Origin of the sequence: uncultured Aquimarina sp. (assembly GCF_947492115.1) — a bacterium.
Lineage (GTDB): Bacteria > Bacteroidota > Bacteroidia > Flavobacteriales > Flavobacteriaceae > Aquimarina.
Map to the genome: position 1 here is coordinate 45,705 of NZ_CANLMM010000007.1, position 16,651 is coordinate 62,355.

At 32.9% G+C, this 16,651-nt stretch carries 17 protein-coding genes; 6 read left to right on the plus strand and 11 right to left on the minus strand.

Annotated elements, in window-relative coordinates; genetic code table 11:
* Positions 1-4: 4 nt before the first annotated feature.
* The 3 genes from Q1A73_RS19105 to Q1A73_RS19115 all read left to right on the plus strand — a co-directional run bounded on the left by Q1A73_RS19105 (position 5) and on the right by Q1A73_RS19115 (position 3,741).
* Positions 5-1,513 carry a carboxypeptidase-like regulatory domain-containing protein gene (locus Q1A73_RS19105; RefSeq protein WP_299608825.1) on the plus strand — a complete coding sequence of 503 codons (1,509 nt, stop codon included), beginning with the start codon at positions 5-7 and terminating at the stop codon, positions 1,511-1,513.
* Positions 1,514-1,684: 171 nt separating this feature from the next.
* Complete coding sequence (locus tag Q1A73_RS19110) at positions 1,685-3,193, plus strand: carboxypeptidase-like regulatory domain-containing protein (RefSeq protein ID WP_299608828.1); 1,509 nt, start codon at positions 1,685-1,687, stop codon at positions 3,191-3,193.
* A 29-nt stretch (positions 3,194-3,222) separates the two neighbouring features.
* On the plus strand, positions 3,223-3,741 hold the full coding sequence (locus Q1A73_RS19115; RefSeq protein ID WP_299608830.1) for a GNAT family N-acetyltransferase: 519 nt from the start codon (positions 3,223-3,225) through the stop codon (positions 3,739-3,741).
* Here Q1A73_RS19115 and Q1A73_RS19120 read toward each other — a convergent pair.
* The 10 genes from Q1A73_RS19120 to hemA form a co-directional block, all read right to left on the minus strand.
* Positions 3,734-4,129: a hypothetical protein gene (locus Q1A73_RS19120; RefSeq protein WP_299608832.1), complete on the minus strand. Its 396-nt coding sequence runs from the start codon at positions 4,127-4,129 to the stop codon at positions 3,734-3,736. The two genes, Q1A73_RS19115 and Q1A73_RS19120, sit on opposite strands and share 8 nt — an antisense overlap.
* Before the next feature lie 103 nt (positions 4,130-4,232).
* Positions 4,233-4,850 (minus strand): hypothetical protein, encoded by a 618-nt coding sequence (locus Q1A73_RS19125; protein WP_299608834.1) that lies wholly within the window; start codon positions 4,848-4,850, stop codon positions 4,233-4,235.
* Between the two features lie 161 nt (positions 4,851-5,011).
* Entirely contained in the window at positions 5,012-5,914 is a 903-nt protein-coding gene (hemF, locus tag Q1A73_RS19130) for an oxygen-dependent coproporphyrinogen oxidase (protein ID WP_299608838.1), read from the minus strand.
* A 92-nt stretch (positions 5,915-6,006) separates the two neighbouring features.
* A complete protein-coding gene (locus Q1A73_RS19135) occupies positions 6,007-6,798 on the minus strand; it encodes an EI24 domain-containing protein (RefSeq protein ID WP_299608841.1) in 792 nt (263 codons plus the stop codon).
* Positions 6,799-6,857: 59 nt separating this feature from the next.
* Entirely contained in the window at positions 6,858-8,216 is a 1,359-nt protein-coding gene (locus Q1A73_RS19140) for a potassium transporter TrkG (RefSeq protein WP_366141475.1), read from the minus strand.
* 31 nt (positions 8,217-8,247) lie between these two features.
* Entirely contained in the window at positions 8,248-8,739 is a 492-nt protein-coding gene (locus tag Q1A73_RS19145; RefSeq protein WP_299608844.1) for a hypothetical protein, read from the minus strand.
* Between the two features lie 2 nt (positions 8,740-8,741).
* On the minus strand, positions 8,742-9,767 hold the full coding sequence (gene hemE / locus Q1A73_RS19150) for a uroporphyrinogen decarboxylase (protein ID WP_299608846.1): 1,026 nt from the start codon (positions 9,765-9,767) through the stop codon (positions 8,742-8,744).
* Entirely contained in the window at positions 9,764-10,426 is a 663-nt protein-coding gene (locus tag Q1A73_RS19155; RefSeq protein ID WP_299608848.1) for a uroporphyrinogen-III synthase, read from the minus strand. Before Q1A73_RS19155 ends, hemE begins: the two co-directional genes overlap by 4 nt.
* Positions 10,427-11,341 (minus strand): hydroxymethylbilane synthase, encoded by a 915-nt coding sequence (gene hemC / locus Q1A73_RS19160; protein ID WP_299608850.1) that lies wholly within the window; start codon positions 11,339-11,341, stop codon positions 10,427-10,429. It abuts the gene before it with no gap.
* Positions 11,341-12,591: a glutamyl-tRNA reductase gene (gene hemA / locus Q1A73_RS19165; protein ID WP_299608852.1), complete on the minus strand. Its 1,251-nt coding sequence runs from the start codon at positions 12,589-12,591 to the stop codon at positions 11,341-11,343. The genes hemC and hemA overlap by 1 nt, the downstream gene beginning before the upstream one ends.
* A 199-nt stretch (positions 12,592-12,790) precedes the next feature.
* On the opposite strand from hemA, the gene Q1A73_RS19170 reads away from it, so the two are divergent.
* Positions 12,791-13,681 carry an AraC family transcriptional regulator gene (locus Q1A73_RS19170; RefSeq protein WP_299608856.1) on the plus strand — a complete coding sequence of 297 codons (891 nt, stop codon included), beginning with the start codon at positions 12,791-12,793 and terminating at the stop codon, positions 13,679-13,681.
* 10 nt (positions 13,682-13,691) lie between these two features.
* Here Q1A73_RS19170 and Q1A73_RS19175 read toward each other — a convergent pair whose 3' ends face one another.
* A complete protein-coding gene (locus Q1A73_RS19175; protein ID WP_299608858.1) occupies positions 13,692-13,865 on the minus strand; it encodes a hypothetical protein in 174 nt (57 codons plus the stop codon).
* Between the two features lie 226 nt (positions 13,866-14,091).
* Here Q1A73_RS19175 and hemH point away from each other — a divergent pair, with 226 nt between their 5' ends.
* Both hemH and Q1A73_RS19185 read left to right on the plus strand, forming a co-directional pair.
* A complete protein-coding gene (gene hemH, locus Q1A73_RS19180) occupies positions 14,092-15,126 on the plus strand; it encodes a ferrochelatase (protein ID WP_299608860.1) in 1,035 nt (344 codons plus the stop codon).
* Positions 15,127-15,129: 3 nt separating this feature from the next.
* On the plus strand, positions 15,130-16,518 hold the full coding sequence (locus Q1A73_RS19185) for an MATE family efflux transporter (protein ID WP_299608863.1): 1,389 nt from the start codon (positions 15,130-15,132) through the stop codon (positions 16,516-16,518).
* Positions 16,519-16,651 lie beyond the last annotated feature (133 nt).

Genomic DNA, 16,651 nt, shown 5'->3' on the forward strand with positions numbered 1-16,651 from the left:
AATCATGAATATCAAAAAACTTACAGTATTTTCTATTTCCTTATTATCAGGTCTTATGCTATCGGCACAAACCATAAGTTCTACCGTAGTTGATAAAAAGACTAATGAGCCCATTCCATACGCTACTATAGAATTAGCAAAAAATAGAGGCGTCATTACAAACGAAGAAGGAAAATTCAGCATCACGTTAGATGAAAAACTTGCTCAAATAGATTCTATCTATATCTCTTCTATGGGATATCAAAAAGTTGGAATTGCATTAAATGCAATTTCTGATAGTATTATCTATATAGAACCTAAAGCTATTGAACTTAGCGGTGTTTTTATCTCTAATAAAAACCTAACTATCGATGAGATTATCGATAATGTAAAAGATAATCTAGCACAAAACTACAGCACTGATTTATCTCATAAAAAACTATTCTACCGACAATCCGATTTTAGTGATTTACATAAAATCAATGTGAAATTTAAAAAATCTACGATTAAAGAATTTAATAAGAAATTTATCGATAGCGTTATCTCTATCATTCCTAGAAAATCTGCGTATTATACGGAAGCATTATGTGACTTATATGGTGATTATGATAAACAAAAACTGAATATCATTAAAGGAGCAGAGTTATATGACAAGAGTAATGATGGTTCTATGGAAGCGCTCTCGGATAAACTCGAAGATATCCTGAAAAAGAATGTAAAGCCTAATTCCTACCTAAAGATTAAATCAGGTTGGATTCTGGGTACAAAAGTACAGATGGATTCTATTTTTGATGCTAACGAAGAAGCTGCAGAAGTTAAAGAAGAGATCGAAAAACCTAATAAAAATGAAGAAAATTACTTCTTAAACTACAGAAAATCTTCCTTAAAAAGTTTATTATCTAGCATGTTCTTTCAGGAAGACTCTCAGCTGAATTTTATTGATAAATCCGGAAGATATCGATTCGAGTTAATCGATTATACTACCATGGATGACAGCAGCGTATATATTATCAATTTTGAACCAAAACGAGGAGCTGATTTTAAAGGCACCATGTACGTAAACACCGAAGATTTTGCGATCATGAGAGTGGATTATGAAAATGTAAAAAACTTAAGAAATTTTGGGTTATTGGGAATCAGTTTTCACGATACTATGTATAAAGGAAAAACAATTTTTGCAAAAGGTGAAGATGGTAAATATGGTGTGCGTTATATAGAAAAAACGAGAGGAAATGTATTCGGAATCGATCGACCACTAAAGATCATCGAAAAAAATAAGTTTGTAAAAGGAAGACGCAAACAAAACGAACTATCCTTAGGTTTAGATATTGGTGCTGGTGAGATCAGCAAATACGAAGTAGTTGTTTTCGACACCAAACCTATTACAGAAGCTGAATATCAAAATAGCAAAGAGAATAAAAGCATTAAACCACAATATATGTCTAAGTATGATCCAGAATTTTGGAAAGGTTATAATATCATAGAACCCAATACAGCGATCAAACAATTTACGGCTATCGAAGGAGAGTCCTAGAAGTAGATCAACTTTAGTTGGTTTCTATACTATCCAGACCTTTGAACCAATAAGATATTCGTCTTATTTTAAGAATAAATTACCATATTGGTATAGTTTTTAGTTGTAACTATGTAATAGATACAATAGAAGTTAGACTTTTATCCTGTAATTTTACGAATCTACTGATTTATGAAAAAGAATAAGATTACATTATTACTTATTGGTTTAGGGTTCATTTTTTCTACCGCAACTGGGCAAACGATACGCTCTAAAGTAGTGGATAAAAAAACTAATCAACCAATCCCTTATGCAACCATACAGATTGGAGAAAATGAAGGTGTGGTTACCAATGAAGAAGGAAGCTTCAATATTACGCTGGATGATATTCAATCTAAAAAAATAGACTCTATTTACATTTCTTCCATGGGATATGCAACTGTAGGTGTATCTGTGCAAAGCATCACTGATAGCATCATTTATATAGAACCAAAAGCTATAGAGCTTAAAAGTGTATTTATATCCAACAAAAATCTGGATATTGATGATATCATTGATAATGTAGACGATAATATGGAAGACAATTATCGCTCTGACTTATCTAAAAAACGACTCTTCTTTAGAGAAACCAATACCAACTTCATCAAAAAAATGGACCTTGAGTTCAAAAAATCTACGATTGAAGAGATTGATGAAAAGTTGATAGATAGCATCTCTAAAGTGATTCCTAAGAATTCTGTTTTTTATGCAGAAGCCTTATGTGATTTTTATGGAAATGAAGACAAACAAAAACTAAGAGTAATTAAAGGAGCTCGCTTGTATGACAAAAATAATAATGGTTCTATAGAGGGGATTTTCAAAAAGATGGAGAAAATTTTTAAAGACAATGTAAAACCCAATTCATATATCAAAATTAGATCTGGATTGTTCAGCCAAAAGGTTCAGGTAGATTCTATTTTAAAAAACAATCAAGACGCAAAGGATATTGCTGATGGCATTGATAATCCAAAGGAAAATTTGTTTTTCAAATCTAGAAAAATGAACCTTAAAAACCTTTTTAATCAGACTTTTTATCAATCTGACACCAAGCTAAATGTGATTAAAAATTCGGGGCGATACGAGTTCGAACGCGTGGATTATACCATCTTGGATGATGTTGGAGTATATGTTATTAAGTTTACACCCAAAAGAAGAGGCGATTTTAAAGGTACTTTATATGTAAATACCGAAGATTTTGCAATAATTCGAATTGATTATCAAAACGTAAAACGATTAAGAAGCTTTAACCTACTTGGACTTAGTTTTCAGGAAAATGGATACAGTGGTACCACCATCTTTAAAAAAGGAAGTGATGGCAAGTATGATGTAAAGTTTATCGAAAAAGTAACAGAAAACAAATTTGGAGTTGACAGACCTTTAAGTATTATCGAAAAAAATAAGTATGTAAAAGGGAGAAACAAGCAAAATCAGGTATCGTTAGATCTAGATGTAATTAGCTACGCGAAAAACAAATATGAAGTTATTGTATTTGATGCTAAAACAATTACCGAAAGCGAATATAAAAGCAGTAAAGAAAATAAAAACGTACAATCTACCTATTTATCCAAATACAATCCTGATTTCTGGAAAGGATACAACATTATCGAACCTAATACAGCTATAAAGCAGTTTAAGGCTATCGATGATGAAATCGAAGAATAATACTCCAATTCATAAAATCTTATCCTAATATGAAGTCTGAAATACTTTTCAGAAAAGCTAAAAAAGAAGATGCATTACAACTTTCTATTCTTTTTAAGCAAGTATATATGAAAACCTATGCTGTAGAAGGAATCACCCACGAGTTTGCCAATTTTGTATCACAAAAATTCTCTGTGGAAGCAATTAAAAATACTATTGAAAAAGAGAACTCAATGATCGTTGCTACTTATAAAGATAATCCAGTGGGAGTAGCAGAAATTGTATATGATAGTACATGCCCAATAAGAAATATCGTTTCTCCAGAATTAGGGAAGTTATATGTTCTAGATTGGTTCTTCGGAAAAGGAATAGGCAACGGATTGATTGCGTCTGTTGAAACAGAACTGAAGAACAAAGGCCACAATGAGTACTGGCTTTGGGTGTATATAAAAAATAATAGAGCTATTTCCTTTTACGAAAAACAACAGTTCGTTGTCATTGGTAATGCATTCTTTGATATGGAAATGCATAGCTATGAAAACAAAGTAATGCAGAAAGTTATTACTTAACTAGTTTTAGTGTTTTTAATAGTGCTTCGAAATATAAATCCTCCTGTTTAGGAAAAATGGTAGTGGTATAAGCAGTATTTTTAACTACGTAGAATGAAGATGCTTCGTCTACATCATTTTGGTGCAGATTTACAATATTCTGTATAAAATCATTTATTAGTAGTACCTCATCATAGGTAATCTCTCTCCTAAATGTGGGTGCATTACTTTTATAAACCAGATAGTCATTTCTAAAACTAATAGATTTTTTGGACTCACCAGATTGATGGAACTCAAATGTAAAATCCTGCGAAGCAAATATTTTATTGATATTATCAGGAGTTGGTTCTACTTCTTTAGCACAACTCATAAAACCAATACATATCATTAATAAAATAAATCTTTTCACATGTTTGAATTTTAGTAATTCTCTAATAATTAAAAAAGGTACTGATAAAAATCAATACCTTTTTTATAAGTTGTATTAAAACCCAATTAAATTCTTCTTCTTCTTATTTTGAAGCAAGTCGTTTAATAGAACTTTCAAAATCTACGTTTTCTAGGTTACTAATAAGTAATCCAATTCCTCCTGATCTGGAAGCAACAATATATTCTGCTTGATATTTCTTTTCCATTTTATATCCTTTCAGATACTTTAACTTCACGATTTTTGAAGTTGGGGTAAAGAAAAATCTTCCGTGTATTCTTTTGTAGCGTACGTCTTGACTTTGAGCCTCATCTTTTAGTTGTCTGCTTAAAGCTTCTACTACTGTAGCCGCTCTGTGCTCATCTAATTGATAATAATCGCAAGCGTAGATAAAAACGTAATTTTCTACATTTCTTTCATCAACGAATAATTGGAAATCAACATTCTTATCTTCGATTTTCTTTAATTCTTCTAAAGCAATCTTTTTAAACTTAGGACTATCTTGTAGTGAATCTAGTCTTACTTTAAATTCCTCAGGAGTTGTTTTCTCGTACCCTTTCGTAAGCATAATAGTATTCTTACGAAACGTTATGGTATTTTTTGAAAATTTAGCAAATTTGGGTTTCGAACTACCACCGCCGGAAAAATATTCACATCCCGTAATACAGATGACAGTTAATAACAATAGTAGAATTTTTTTCATACAAATTTGGGTATTAATCGGTTAATAATTATACATTAAGCCACATTAGTTGACGCAAGGTAATAAAAAAATCCTTATAATCAACACTTTATCCTAATTTTTAAGCACTTTAACGAGTGAATTTTTAATAATTACCGTTTTTCACCTTCTTTTTCGTAAGATTACACCCACTCAATAGGATTTTTTAACACTTCCAGTAAACGCGCCTCCTCGCTTCCTTTAGCAGGATGGTGATCATATTTCCACTGTACCTGAGGTGGTAAGCTCATTAATATACTTTCTATTCTTCCATTTGTTTTTAATCCAAATAATGTTCCCTTATCATGCACCAAATTAAACTCTACGTATCTTCCTCTGCGAATCTCTTGCCAATCTTTTTGGTCAGTTGTGTAGGATATTTCCTTTCTTTTCTCTACAATAGGTACATAAGCCTCTAGAAAACTGTTTCCAACCTCAGTTACAAACTCATACCACTGAGACATATTTCTATTATCCGTTTTTTTGCAATAATCAAAAAACAAGCCTCCTACTCCTCTTCCTTCTCCTCTGTGCGCGTTGTAGAAGTATTCATCGCACTTCTTTTTATATAATGGGTAAAAATCTAAATCATGTTTGTCACATGCTGATTTACAAACCTGATGAAAATGTTTGGCATCTTCATCAAACAAATAATACGGAGTAAGATCTTGTCCCCCACCAAACCAACTATCTACTATGGTACCTTCTTCATCATACATTTCAAAATATCTCCAATTTGCATGAACTGTAGGTACCATTGGGCTATTTGGATGTAAAACCAGTGATAAACCACAAGCAAAAAAATCGACATCTCCTACATTAAAGTAACTTTGCATTGCTTTTGGCAGTTTACCATGAACTCCCGAAATATTTACTCCTCCTTTTGCAAAGACCGCTCCATTCTCAATCACTCGAGTTCTTCCACCACCACCTTCTTCTCTTTTCCAGATATCCTCTTTAAAAGTTGCCTCTCCATCTATTTTCTCAAGTGTTGTAGTAATAGTATCTTGTAAATCCTGGATATACTGATAAAATTTTTCTTTCATGTATTTTTATATTATTCTAAAAGCCAAATGAAACTCATCATTACTAATTCTGATGTATATCAAATCTGTTATAACTTGTTTCATTTATTTTTTTATGCTTCAATTTTTGAAACTTCTTCAAAAGATTCCTTAAGAATCAAACCTTTTTTATCTAATATTGTCACTGTTTCTGTAGAAGCAGCCACTACAGATATAGGTAATGTGATGATAAATCCTACTATTGGGATGAACAACATTAACATAAATACAATTCCATTTCCAATAGCAGTGCCTCTGTTTTTACGAACAAATTCAATACTATCTTTGTATTTAAAATGACGCTCCATTGTGTAATCCATATTGCCAAAACCAATATAATAAGCCTGAACTGCAAATATTAAAATCGTTGCTATTATTCCTACCACTGGAATTAAACTAAGAATAAGCAGTGGAATAATAAACAATAGTTCTCTAAATAAATTTCTAACATTAATACGTATACCTCGTATCAACTGTTCTCTAAACGAAGTATTACGGTGCGCATGATGTTTATGCTGATCTCCTAAAATATGTGCTTCCACCTTTTCAGAAACAGGACTCATAAAAGGTGCTGATAATGCCATTACAATATGTTTGTATAAGACCAGTCCTAAAGCTAATATCAACAAAATACCAAAATATTTACTAATAACTGCAAAAGTTTCAGAACCCCAATCCCATACCCATGCTTTTGCAATAAATCCTCCTAGCGGATCAGACAAAAACCACGAAAGCGCAAAAAACAAGATTCCTGTTAGAAAACTGATCAAAATCGGGATCGCAAAATACTTCCATAAGCCTAATTTAGAAATCAATCCAAAACTGCCGAAATACGCTTTAATACCGTTTATTATATTTTTAATCATGATACTACAAATTGGTTAACTCCTTATAAGTAGTGTTTTAAACAAATTTGTTTCAAAATTTACACAGCAATATCTTCCTCTGGCACCTGATCTTCTCCATTTACAACACTTTTAGACCATATTGCTAATCCAAAAGTAAGAACTCCCAATCGACCTATAAACATTAAAATTATAATGATCAATTTCCCTATTTCACTTAGTTCTGAGGTAATCCCAGTACTTAATCCGACTGTTCCAAGCGCTGATGCAACTTCAAACAATATTTGTTCAAAACTAAAAGATTCTGTAAAAGATAAAATAAATGTTCCGAGAAATATTAAGGTTGTATAAAAAATAAAGGATGAAGTTGCTATGTACAATCTTTCAAAAGGAATTGTTCGTCCTAAAAAGGTGATCCTTTTTCTTCCTTTCAGTCTACTTTTCATTATTGAAAAAACCGCTGTTAATGTAGTTATTTTCATTCCTCCGGCTGTTCCTGAAGGAGAAGCTCCAATATACATCAATATCGTAGTAACCAACAACATTGGTAAGACAAAAGCCCCAAAATCAACTGTATTAAAACCAACTGTAGTCATAGCACTCATAACTTGAAAGAAAGATGCTAATACTCTCTCTTTTATTGGAAGTCCATATATCTCTGGCTCAAAAAAATAGAAAAACACAAAACCAAAACTTAATAAGATAATGAAACCTATCAATACTATTTTAGTAGTAAAACTAATTCTATGTGACTTTTTTTTTAGTCTAAGAGTAAAATCTGTGGCCACAATAAAACCCAAAGATCCCGAAATAGCTAAAAAAGCAATAATAGCATTCATAAAAGTATTATCAACATATTCCGTAAATCCAGTATTAAACAGACTAAACCCAGCTGTACAAAAAGCACTTACACTATGAAAAACTGCATTCCACAATGCTATTCCTGTAGACATTCCTTCTATTTTAAAAGCAATAAAAAACAGAATACTTCCCAAAATCTCCATAAAAAAAGTAAAGAAAATAACAGATTTTAAGAAGTCTTTTACCCTTATTGTTTGAGGTAAGGTAAACTCGGAAGTTAATAGTGTTTTATGCCAATGCGTTATCTTTCTGGTAGTTGAAAGAATCATAAATGTTGTAAAAGTTAAATAACCAATACCTCCTAATTGAAAAAGAATCAATATAATGAATTGACCAAAAAAATTATAACTATCAGCAATACCAACTGTAATTAAACCTGTTGTAGAAACTGCAGATGTAGCCATGAAAAGGTTATCAAGAACAGGTATAGATACTTTTTGAAATAACGGAAAACAAAGCAAACAAAAACCAACCAGAACATAAGTAAAAAAGCCGTATAGTAAATTTTGTTGTGGAGACCAGCTTTTCTTGAGACTCAAGTAGTTCTTGTAAAAAAGTTTAAGTTTATTCTTCATCATCTGTAGACTACTATACTTTCATAATAATACCTTAATCCTCCTCAATATAAACCAAATCGTTCGAATAGTTATGCAATTTAGATACCTCTAACACTTTTTTGGCATTTTTAATTTTTAATTCTAAAAAACTAATAATTTCTCCTTCTGTAGCATCCTTTAATTTTTTGAAATATATCCTGCCAAGCTCGTTGTTATGTAAATCCATAGCTTGCTCCAAAGGTTCATTTGGAGCTAACTTTTCATGCAAATCAGTTATTCTTTTTGCCCAATATTCAGATTTAGTAGCATCTCCCGAAACTTTCAACACTCTTTGGCATATAAGTACATTCCATAAGCAATGCCTAAACGCATTTGCTTTTCCATGAAAATGATGTTCACCTTCGTATAAAGAATCACAGATAGCTAAGGTTCTTTTTGTAGCAATAAATGTCGGAATAATATACAACGGTTTTTGTAAACCCAAGCCTATTACCTTAAACAATTGCCTAATATTAAGACGTTTGATTAGGCTTACTATTGTCATTATTACCCTTTGTACTCTTTTACTGCGTCTACAAATGCCTTCGCATTATCCACTGGAATATTTGGTAAAATTCCATGTCCTAGATTCACAACATATTTATCTTTACCAAACTCATCGATCATTTGTTTGACCATCTTCTTAATATCCGACGGCGGTGATAACAGTCTAGAAGGGTCAAAATTACCTTGTAATGTTATATTTCCTCCTGTAAGATATCTTGCATTTCTTGCAGAACAAGTCCAATCTACACCCAATGCTGATGCACCTGATTTTGCCATCTCACCCAAAGCAAACCAACAACCTTTTCCAAAAACGATTACTTCCGTTTCATCTTTTAAAGCGTCTACTATCTGCTGAATATATTTCCAGGAAAACTCCTGATAATCTACAGGTGAAAGCATACCTCCCCAACTATCAAAAACTTGCACTGCATTGACCCCAGTAGCCACTTTTTTCTTCAAATAAGCAATCGTAGTATCTGTAATTTTCTGCAGTAACTGATGAGCAGCTTCGGGTTGTGTAAAACAAAATCCTTTCGCCTTGTCAAAATTCTTAGAACCTTGTCCTTGCACTGCATAACATAGTATCGTCCAAGGAGAACCTGCAAAACCAATAAGAGGCACTCTATTATCTAATTTCTCTTTCGTAAGCGTAATAGCGTCCATTACATATCCTAACTCTTCATCGACATCTGGAACTACCACTTGATCAACATCCGCCTGAGTTCGAATTGGATTTGGTAACCAAGGACCAATTCCATCTTTCATCTGTACTTCGATATTCATAGCTTGTGGAATCACCAAGATATCACTAAATAGTATTGCTGCATCAGGACCAATAATATCAATAGGCTGTACAGTAATTTCAGAAGCCAATTCTGGTGTTCTACATCGTGTAAAGAAGTCATATTTTTTCTTCAAAGCCATAAACTCTGGTAAATATCTTCCTGCCTGACGCATCATCCAAACAGGTGGACGTTCCACAGTTTCTCCTTTTAAAGCTTTAAGAAATAAATCATTTTTAATCATATCCTTTTATCAAAGTATTTGACCGCCTGAACAATCACGTTCTCTACGGTTGGTTTATTGGCAATAATAATATTATCTGTATGCGCTTTTGCCTCAGAGGCGGTTGTACTTCCGATACAAAAAACCATACTCTCTTTAATCTCATTCGTAGAAGTATAACTTTCTACTCCCGAAGGGCTAAAGAACAGTATTCCATCAAAAACTCTATCAATTTTTGTAGACTTCTTTAGTGTTTTATAGGCTACTATTTCTTCTAAACTTATTTTATTCTGAGAAAGAATAGATGGTAGTTCATCCCTTCTAAGGTTTCCGCAAAAAAAGTGAAATTTCTCTTGCTGATAATTCCTAACAATAATTTCGGCAAGATCTTTCGCGTTCTGGGCTGTTTCAATCACCTCGATACCTCCTTGCTGCAATAGCTTTTTCGTATTATCTCCAACACAAAAGCATCGTTGGATCGTAACTCCAGAATTTAGCATTACTTTTACCGCGTTCTTGCTGGTAAATATTGCATTTTGTATGAGTTGATCAATGGTTACGTTCAAAAATTCAATCTCGATCGCATCATATTCTACAAATCCGATTCCCGAGTTTAACAACAATTCTTTTTGCGAATAGGATAATTTTTTTGTGGATAATATGGTAGGCTCTGCTTTCAATTATTGTAACACTGCTTTAATTTTATGCATTAACTCCTTACCTCCATTATCCAATACCTTTTTGGCACAGCGGATTCCAAATTCATTTACATCCTCTAATTTAATAGTCTCTGCAACTTCAATTTTCTCTTTTCCATCTAAACTAAATAATGCTCCAGTAAAATGAAGTTCATCTTCTTCTATAGTTGCCAAAGCTCCAATTGGTGCTGTACAACCACCTTCTAATTTTCTTAGAAATTCTCTTTCTACATGAACACATATTTTAGAATGCTCATGATCTAGCTTTTCGAGTGCTTCTAGACAATAAGTATCATCTTCTTTGGCTACTACCAGCATAGCTCCTTGGGCAGGAGCTGGAATCATCCAATCTAGATCGATATATTCCTTAGGTTTTAAGTTGATTCTTTCTAGTCCTGCGGCTGCAAAAATAGCTCCGTTCCAATCACTATCTTGTAACTTTTGCATTCTGGTATTTACATTTCCTCTAAGATCTACAACAGAATGTTTAGGATATTTATGTAACCATTGTGCTTTTCTACGCAAACTTCCTGTAGCAATTGTTCCATTGGTATTTAAAAAATCAACGCCTTTATGTACTAAAATATCATTTGAATTTGCACGTTCCAAAATCGCAGCCTCTACAATACCTTTGGGTAAGGCCGTGGGAACATCTTTCATAGAATGTACGGCAATATCAATATCGTTATTAATCATAGCGACATCCAATGTTTTGGTAAAAATGCCAGTGATCCCTAATTCATATAAAGGTTTATCCAAAATAACATCTCCAGTAGACTTCACAGGAATCAAGATCGTCTCGTGTCCAAGCTTTTCTAATTTATTCTGAACTGTTTTTGCTTGCCAAAGTGCTAATTCACTGTCTCTTGTTCCAATGCGGATTTTCTTATGTGTCACTATTTATTTTGTATTTGGAATACTTTCTGAATCAATTCAATACTTTCCTCAGAAGCAGTGTTTTCATCTTTGAGATGACTAGCAAAATGATTCGTTATTTTTTGTATAATGCGATCACTAATAATCGTAGCTTGCTCTTCGTTAAAATCTACCATTTTTTTACGCTGTAAATTGATTTCAGCATCCTTAAATGAGGCTAGTTTATTTCTTAAGGCTTTAATGGTAGGAGCAAATTTTCTAGTTTCTAACCAACTATCAAATTCAGACTTTACTTCTTCTATAATAACCTCTGCTTTCGGTATATGAACTCTTCTTCGCTGTAAGGTATCATCTGTGATTTTCGATAAATCATCCATATGCACTAAAGTAACATTTGGGAATTCTGACACATTAGAATGAACATTTTTTGGAACTGATAAGTCTAAAATCAATAAAGACTTATTGGTATTAATAATTTCCTTCGTAATCGTTGGTTGCTGAGCTCCAGTAGCCACAATTAGAACATCCGCTTTGTTCACCTCATCTTTGAGTGTTTCATAATCTTTTACAATAAGATTAAATTTTCCTGCTACTCTTTCGGCTTTGTCCCTTGTTCTATTTATCAATACAATGTGATCATTTTTAGTATGTTTTACTAAATTTTCACAAGTGTTTCTTCCTATTTTTCCTGTTCCAAAAAGTAATATGTTTTTGTCAGAGACATAAGGAACTCTAGCTAAAATATATTGTACTGCTGCAAAACTCACAGAAGTAGCGCCACTGGATATTTCAGTTTCATTTTTAATCCTTTTACTTGCCTGAATTACCGCATTGGTTAAACGCTCCAAAAAAGGATTAATCATCTGTATCTTTTTAGATGTTCGAAATCCGGATTTTAATTGTCCGATAATTTCAAAATCACCTAAAATCTGGCTATCCAAACCTGTTCCTACTCTAAAAAGATGATGTACAGCTTTGCTATTTTTATGAACATAAGCAACCTGTTCAAACTCTTCTACAGTTCCAACAGTATGTTTACATAAAAGCTTTATTAACTGAAAAGGATGTTGTGCAAAACCATACAGCTCTGTACGATTACAAGTAGACATTACCAAAAGACCTTCGATACCATCATCCTTTGCTTCCTGAAGAACTAGACTCTTTGCCTCATCATTAAGACTAAAATGACCGCGCACCTCAGCATCAGCCTTTTTATAGCTGAGACCAATTGCATAAAAATGTGATCCTTTTGTACGTAGGTGAGGTTCCATTGGGCCGTCTCAATTTTTCCGTAGCAAAAATATCCTACATCTAGTTTAAAAAATAACGCTTAAAGGTTTTAAAGTATCGAAATGCGTTGTTTATCTCTTTAAATAGTCAAAATCACGTAAAAACACTTATTTTTGTACAGCTACCGTAGATTTCAAAAATATCAATTTAGATTTATTCTAAATAAATACCACATAGAAGATGGAAATACAGTTAAAAAATAACGCTCCAGGCATAATGGAAGAAACCATGATCGAGGACGGTTTCTTTATACTTAAGTTCCAAAACGAAACGAATGATAATCAAAAGATTATACGAGATATTAATAGTAGCTACATTCAATTTCACTTCTGTGTAAAAGGTAACACCAAGTTTAACTTTAATAACGGGAGCTATTCGATACCTTTACCAGATAAAAAATCGCTCCTATTATATAATCCGCAGAGAGACTTGCCTATGAATCTGGAAATGGAAAAGGATTCATCTCTTATTTCATTATTAATTTCAATTAAAAAATTTCATTCTCTCTTTTCTAAAGAAGCAGATTATATTCCATTTTTAGGAGAAGGTAATCGTGATAAAAAATACTACACGGATGCCGATATTTCTCCTTCTATGACCGTTATTTTAAATCAAATTCTAAATTACAATCTACACCGTTCTATTAAACTCCTATATTTTAAAGGAAAATCGTATGAATTACTGAGCCTTTATTTCAACAAACCTGAAGATGCAGATATTGACCAGTGTCCTTTTCTAGTGGATGAAGAAAATGTGCTTAAAATAAAACAGGCTAAAGAAATAATTATTTCCAGAATGGCTGAGCCACCAACTCTCCAAGAATTATCAAAAGAAATTGGACTACCATTGGGTAAGCTCAAAGATGGTTTTAAGCAAATCTATGGTGAACCAGTATATACCTTTCTTTTCGATTATAAAATGGAGGTAGCTCGCCAGTTATTAGCAACTGGAAGTCATAATGTAAATGAAGTTGGCCTAAAGGTAGGATATAGCACGGCAAGCCATTTTATAGCAGCTTTTAAAAAGAAATTTGGCACCACTCCTAAAAAGTACGTGATGAATCTAAGCTAAATACAGAATTTTAAGATTCTTTCATTGGAATTCCTTCCCCTTTCTGTAAAGAAACAATAGAGTCATACATTCCTCTATCATCTCCATCTGGATCCGCTAAAACAGAAACAAATTCAAAATGTTCTAACAATTCTATAATAAAAGGTAACTTTTCGTTTTCTACGTCTACAATAATACGTTTCATTTCAATGCTTTTTTGATCTTATAAAAATAAGAAAATATTATCTGAGAACTTTTAGTTTAAAACATTTTAACTTGTCTCTCCATTGTTTTAAGAACTAATCCAAAACGAATTCCAAGAATTATTAAGAAAATTGTTATTATCAATTATTAGATCACTAAGTCTTATTATAATTTTATGATCTATCCATTGAATAGTTTGTATTTTTACGTTTCGAAAAAGATAAACTATGAGCAAAGGTGTACTTCTTGTTAATTTAGGATCTCCTGATAGCACAGATCCCAAGGATGTAAAGAAATATCTTGGAGAGTTTTTAATGGATCCTAGAGTTATCGATGTTCCTTTATGGGCTAGAACATTATTAGTAAAAGGAATTATTCTAAATACGCGTCCTAAAAAATCTGCAGCTGCTTACAAAAAAATATGGTGGGAAGAGGGTTCGCCTCTAATAGTCCTTTCTGAAAGATTACAGAAAAAAGTAGCAGAAAGAACCAATGTCCCCGTTGGATTGGCAATGCGATATGGTTCCATGAGCATCCATAAAGGATTACAAGAATTGCATGATAAAGGTGTCGATGAAGTATTAATTGTACCACTATATCCTCAATTTGCAATGGCGACTACAGAAACAATTTTGGTACTTGCCGAAGAATTAAGAAAAGAACATTTCCCTAATATGAAAATATCTGATATTCCTGCTTTTTATGACAAAAAGGAATATATAGATGTACTATCAAATAGTATTTCAGAACATTTAGAAGATGTTGAATATGACCACCTTTTATTTAGTTATCATGGTGTTCCGGAAAGACATATCCGAAAAAGCGATATTAGCAACGGAAATTGTAAAATGGATGGCAAATGTTGTTTTAAGAAGGGGTCTGTACAGCATGAATTCTGTTACCGTCATCAATGTGAAATGACTACGGTTCAGGTTGCTAAAAAATTAGGATTAAAAAATGGCACCTACTCTACTACATTTCAATCCAGATTAGGTTTTGATCCCTGGTTACAACCGTATACAGATAGAACTATAGAAAGAATGGGGAAAGAAGGTCTTAAAAAAATGGCTATTGTTACTCCTGCCTTCGTATCGGATTGTCTGGAAACATTAGAAGAAATTGCCATGGAAGGAGAAGAAATTTTCCATGAAGTTGGCGGAAAAGAATTTACCACAATTCCTTGTTTAAATGATCGAGACGATTGGGCAGATGTACTTGGAAACTGGGTGAACGAATGGATTGGAGAAAAAATTCCTGTATAAAGAATGGCGAGAATAAGCTCTGAAGCTTTAGGAACTAAACCCATCGGAAAACTTCTTATTCAGCAGGCAGTACCAGCCTCTATTGGAATACTGGTAATGTCTTTAAATATGATTGTAGACACTGCTTTTTTAGGTAACTGGATTGGTGGTCTTGCAATTTCTGCTGTTCAAGTGGTTATTCCTTTTACCTTTTTTATTGGTGCTATTGGATTAGCTATTGGAATTGGGGGGAGTTCAGTCTTATCAAGAGCATTAGGGTCTGGAGACAGAGATAAAGCGCTACGTGTCTTTGGAAATCAAACCACCTTAACTTTTTTAATATCTGGTTCATTAGCTTTAATTGGATTAATTTTTCAAGATTTTTTTATAGGTTTTTTGGGCGCAGAAGAATCCTTTAAAGATTATGCACTTATTTATTACAGAATAGTACTCTATGGCATTGTAATGCTTTCTATGTCGATGATGGGTAATAATGTAATCCGAGCAGAAGGAAAACCTACATTTGCAATGGTAGCAATGATATTACCCGCTATTGGTAATATTTTTCTAGACTACATTCTCATTAATGTTATGGGATACGGAATGGAAGGTGCAGCTTGGGCTACTTTTATAAGCTATGCGATTTGCTTTGGTTTCATTTTGTGGTTTTTTATCGTAAAAAGTGAATTGCCTCTTAATGCAGAATGTATTAAGCTAAAAAAATCTATTGTAAACGAAATTAGTGGACTTAGTTTTGTTACCCTCGCCAGACAAGGTACTATTGCGGTATTAGGGATTTTACTTAATAACGTTTTAGGAAATTATGGAGATGAATTAGACATTGCTTCTTACGGTATCATAAGAACAGTATTGATGTTTGCACTTTTTCCAGTTATCGGGGTAAATCAGGGTTTTATGCCTATTGCCGGATACAATTATGGTGCAGAAAAGTTTCAGAGAGTTCGAGAATCTATTAATACATCTATTACGTATGGAGGAATATTAGCTATCGTAATATTTCTAATAATAATGGTGTTTCCACACCAATTCATTTCTATTTTCGTAAGTACTAAAATTTCTTTGGATCCTGAAACACTTGCTAATAACAAGGAAATTCTTCAGCGAACGCCGTCAGCCTTAAGAATTGTGTTTTTAGCTACTCCTGTAATCATCGTACAATTAATCGGTTCCGCTTATTTCCAATCTATTGGAAAAGTAGTTCCTGCTTTATTATTAAGCTTAACAAAACAAGGTTTTTTTCTAATCCCACTTATCTTAATGCTACCTCCTTTTCTTGGTGTTCTAGGTGTATGGATTGCTTTTCCAATTGCGGATGTATTATCCACTATACTCACCGGTTATTATCTAAACAGAGAAGTTAGAAAAACACTAGTTCTTCCAAAAGGCGCATAGTCTATTATTCTTGTAACACGATTTTATCTTAACCAGTAGACTAAGGTTAAAATTACGTGAAAATCTTTTTCAATACGCTTTTATTCCTGATTTTAGTAGACCATCAAATCTACACTGTGGTTAATCAACACCT

Coding starts and splice junctions, on each gene's coding strand:
- Q1A73_RS19115 (WP_299608830.1), top strand. CDS start 3,223: ATGAAGTCTGAAATACTTTTCAGAAAAGCTAAAAAAGAAGATGCATTA.
- Q1A73_RS19170 (WP_299608856.1), top strand. CDS start 12,791: ATGGAAATACAGTTAAAAAATAACGCTCCAGGCATAATGGAAGAAACC.
- Q1A73_RS19185 (WP_299608863.1), top strand. CDS start 15,130: ATGGCGAGAATAAGCTCTGAAGCTTTAGGAACTAAACCCATCGGAAAA.
- Q1A73_RS19105 (WP_299608825.1), top strand. CDS start 5: ATGAATATCAAAAAACTTACAGTATTTTCTATTTCCTTATTATCAGGT.
- Q1A73_RS19145 (WP_299608844.1), bottom strand. CDS start 8,739: ATGACAATAGTAAGCCTAATCAAACGTCTTAATATTAGGCAATTGTTT.
- hemE (WP_299608846.1), bottom strand. CDS start 9,767: ATGATTAAAAATGATTTATTTCTTAAAGCTTTAAAAGGAGAAACTGTG.
- Q1A73_RS19140 (WP_366141475.1), bottom strand. CDS start 8,216: ATGATGAAGAATAAACTTAAACTTTTTTACAAGAACTACTTGAGTCTC.
- Q1A73_RS19175 (WP_299608858.1), bottom strand. CDS start 13,865: ATGAAACGTATTATTGTAGACGTAGAAAACGAAAAGTTACCTTTTATT.
- Q1A73_RS19110 (WP_299608828.1), top strand. CDS start 1,685: ATGAAAAAGAATAAGATTACATTATTACTTATTGGTTTAGGGTTCATT.
- Q1A73_RS19135 (WP_299608841.1), bottom strand. CDS start 6,798: ATGATTAAAAATATAATAAACGGTATTAAAGCGTATTTCGGCAGTTTT.
- hemF (WP_299608838.1), bottom strand. CDS start 5,914: ATGAAAGAAAAATTTTATCAGTATATCCAGGATTTACAAGATACTATT.
- Q1A73_RS19125 (WP_299608834.1), bottom strand. CDS start 4,850: ATGAAAAAAATTCTACTATTGTTATTAACTGTCATCTGTATTACGGGA.
- hemH (WP_299608860.1), top strand. CDS start 14,092: ATGAGCAAAGGTGTACTTCTTGTTAATTTAGGATCTCCTGATAGCACA.
- hemA (WP_299608852.1), bottom strand. CDS start 12,591: ATGGAACCTCACCTACGTACAAAAGGATCACATTTTTATGCAATTGGT.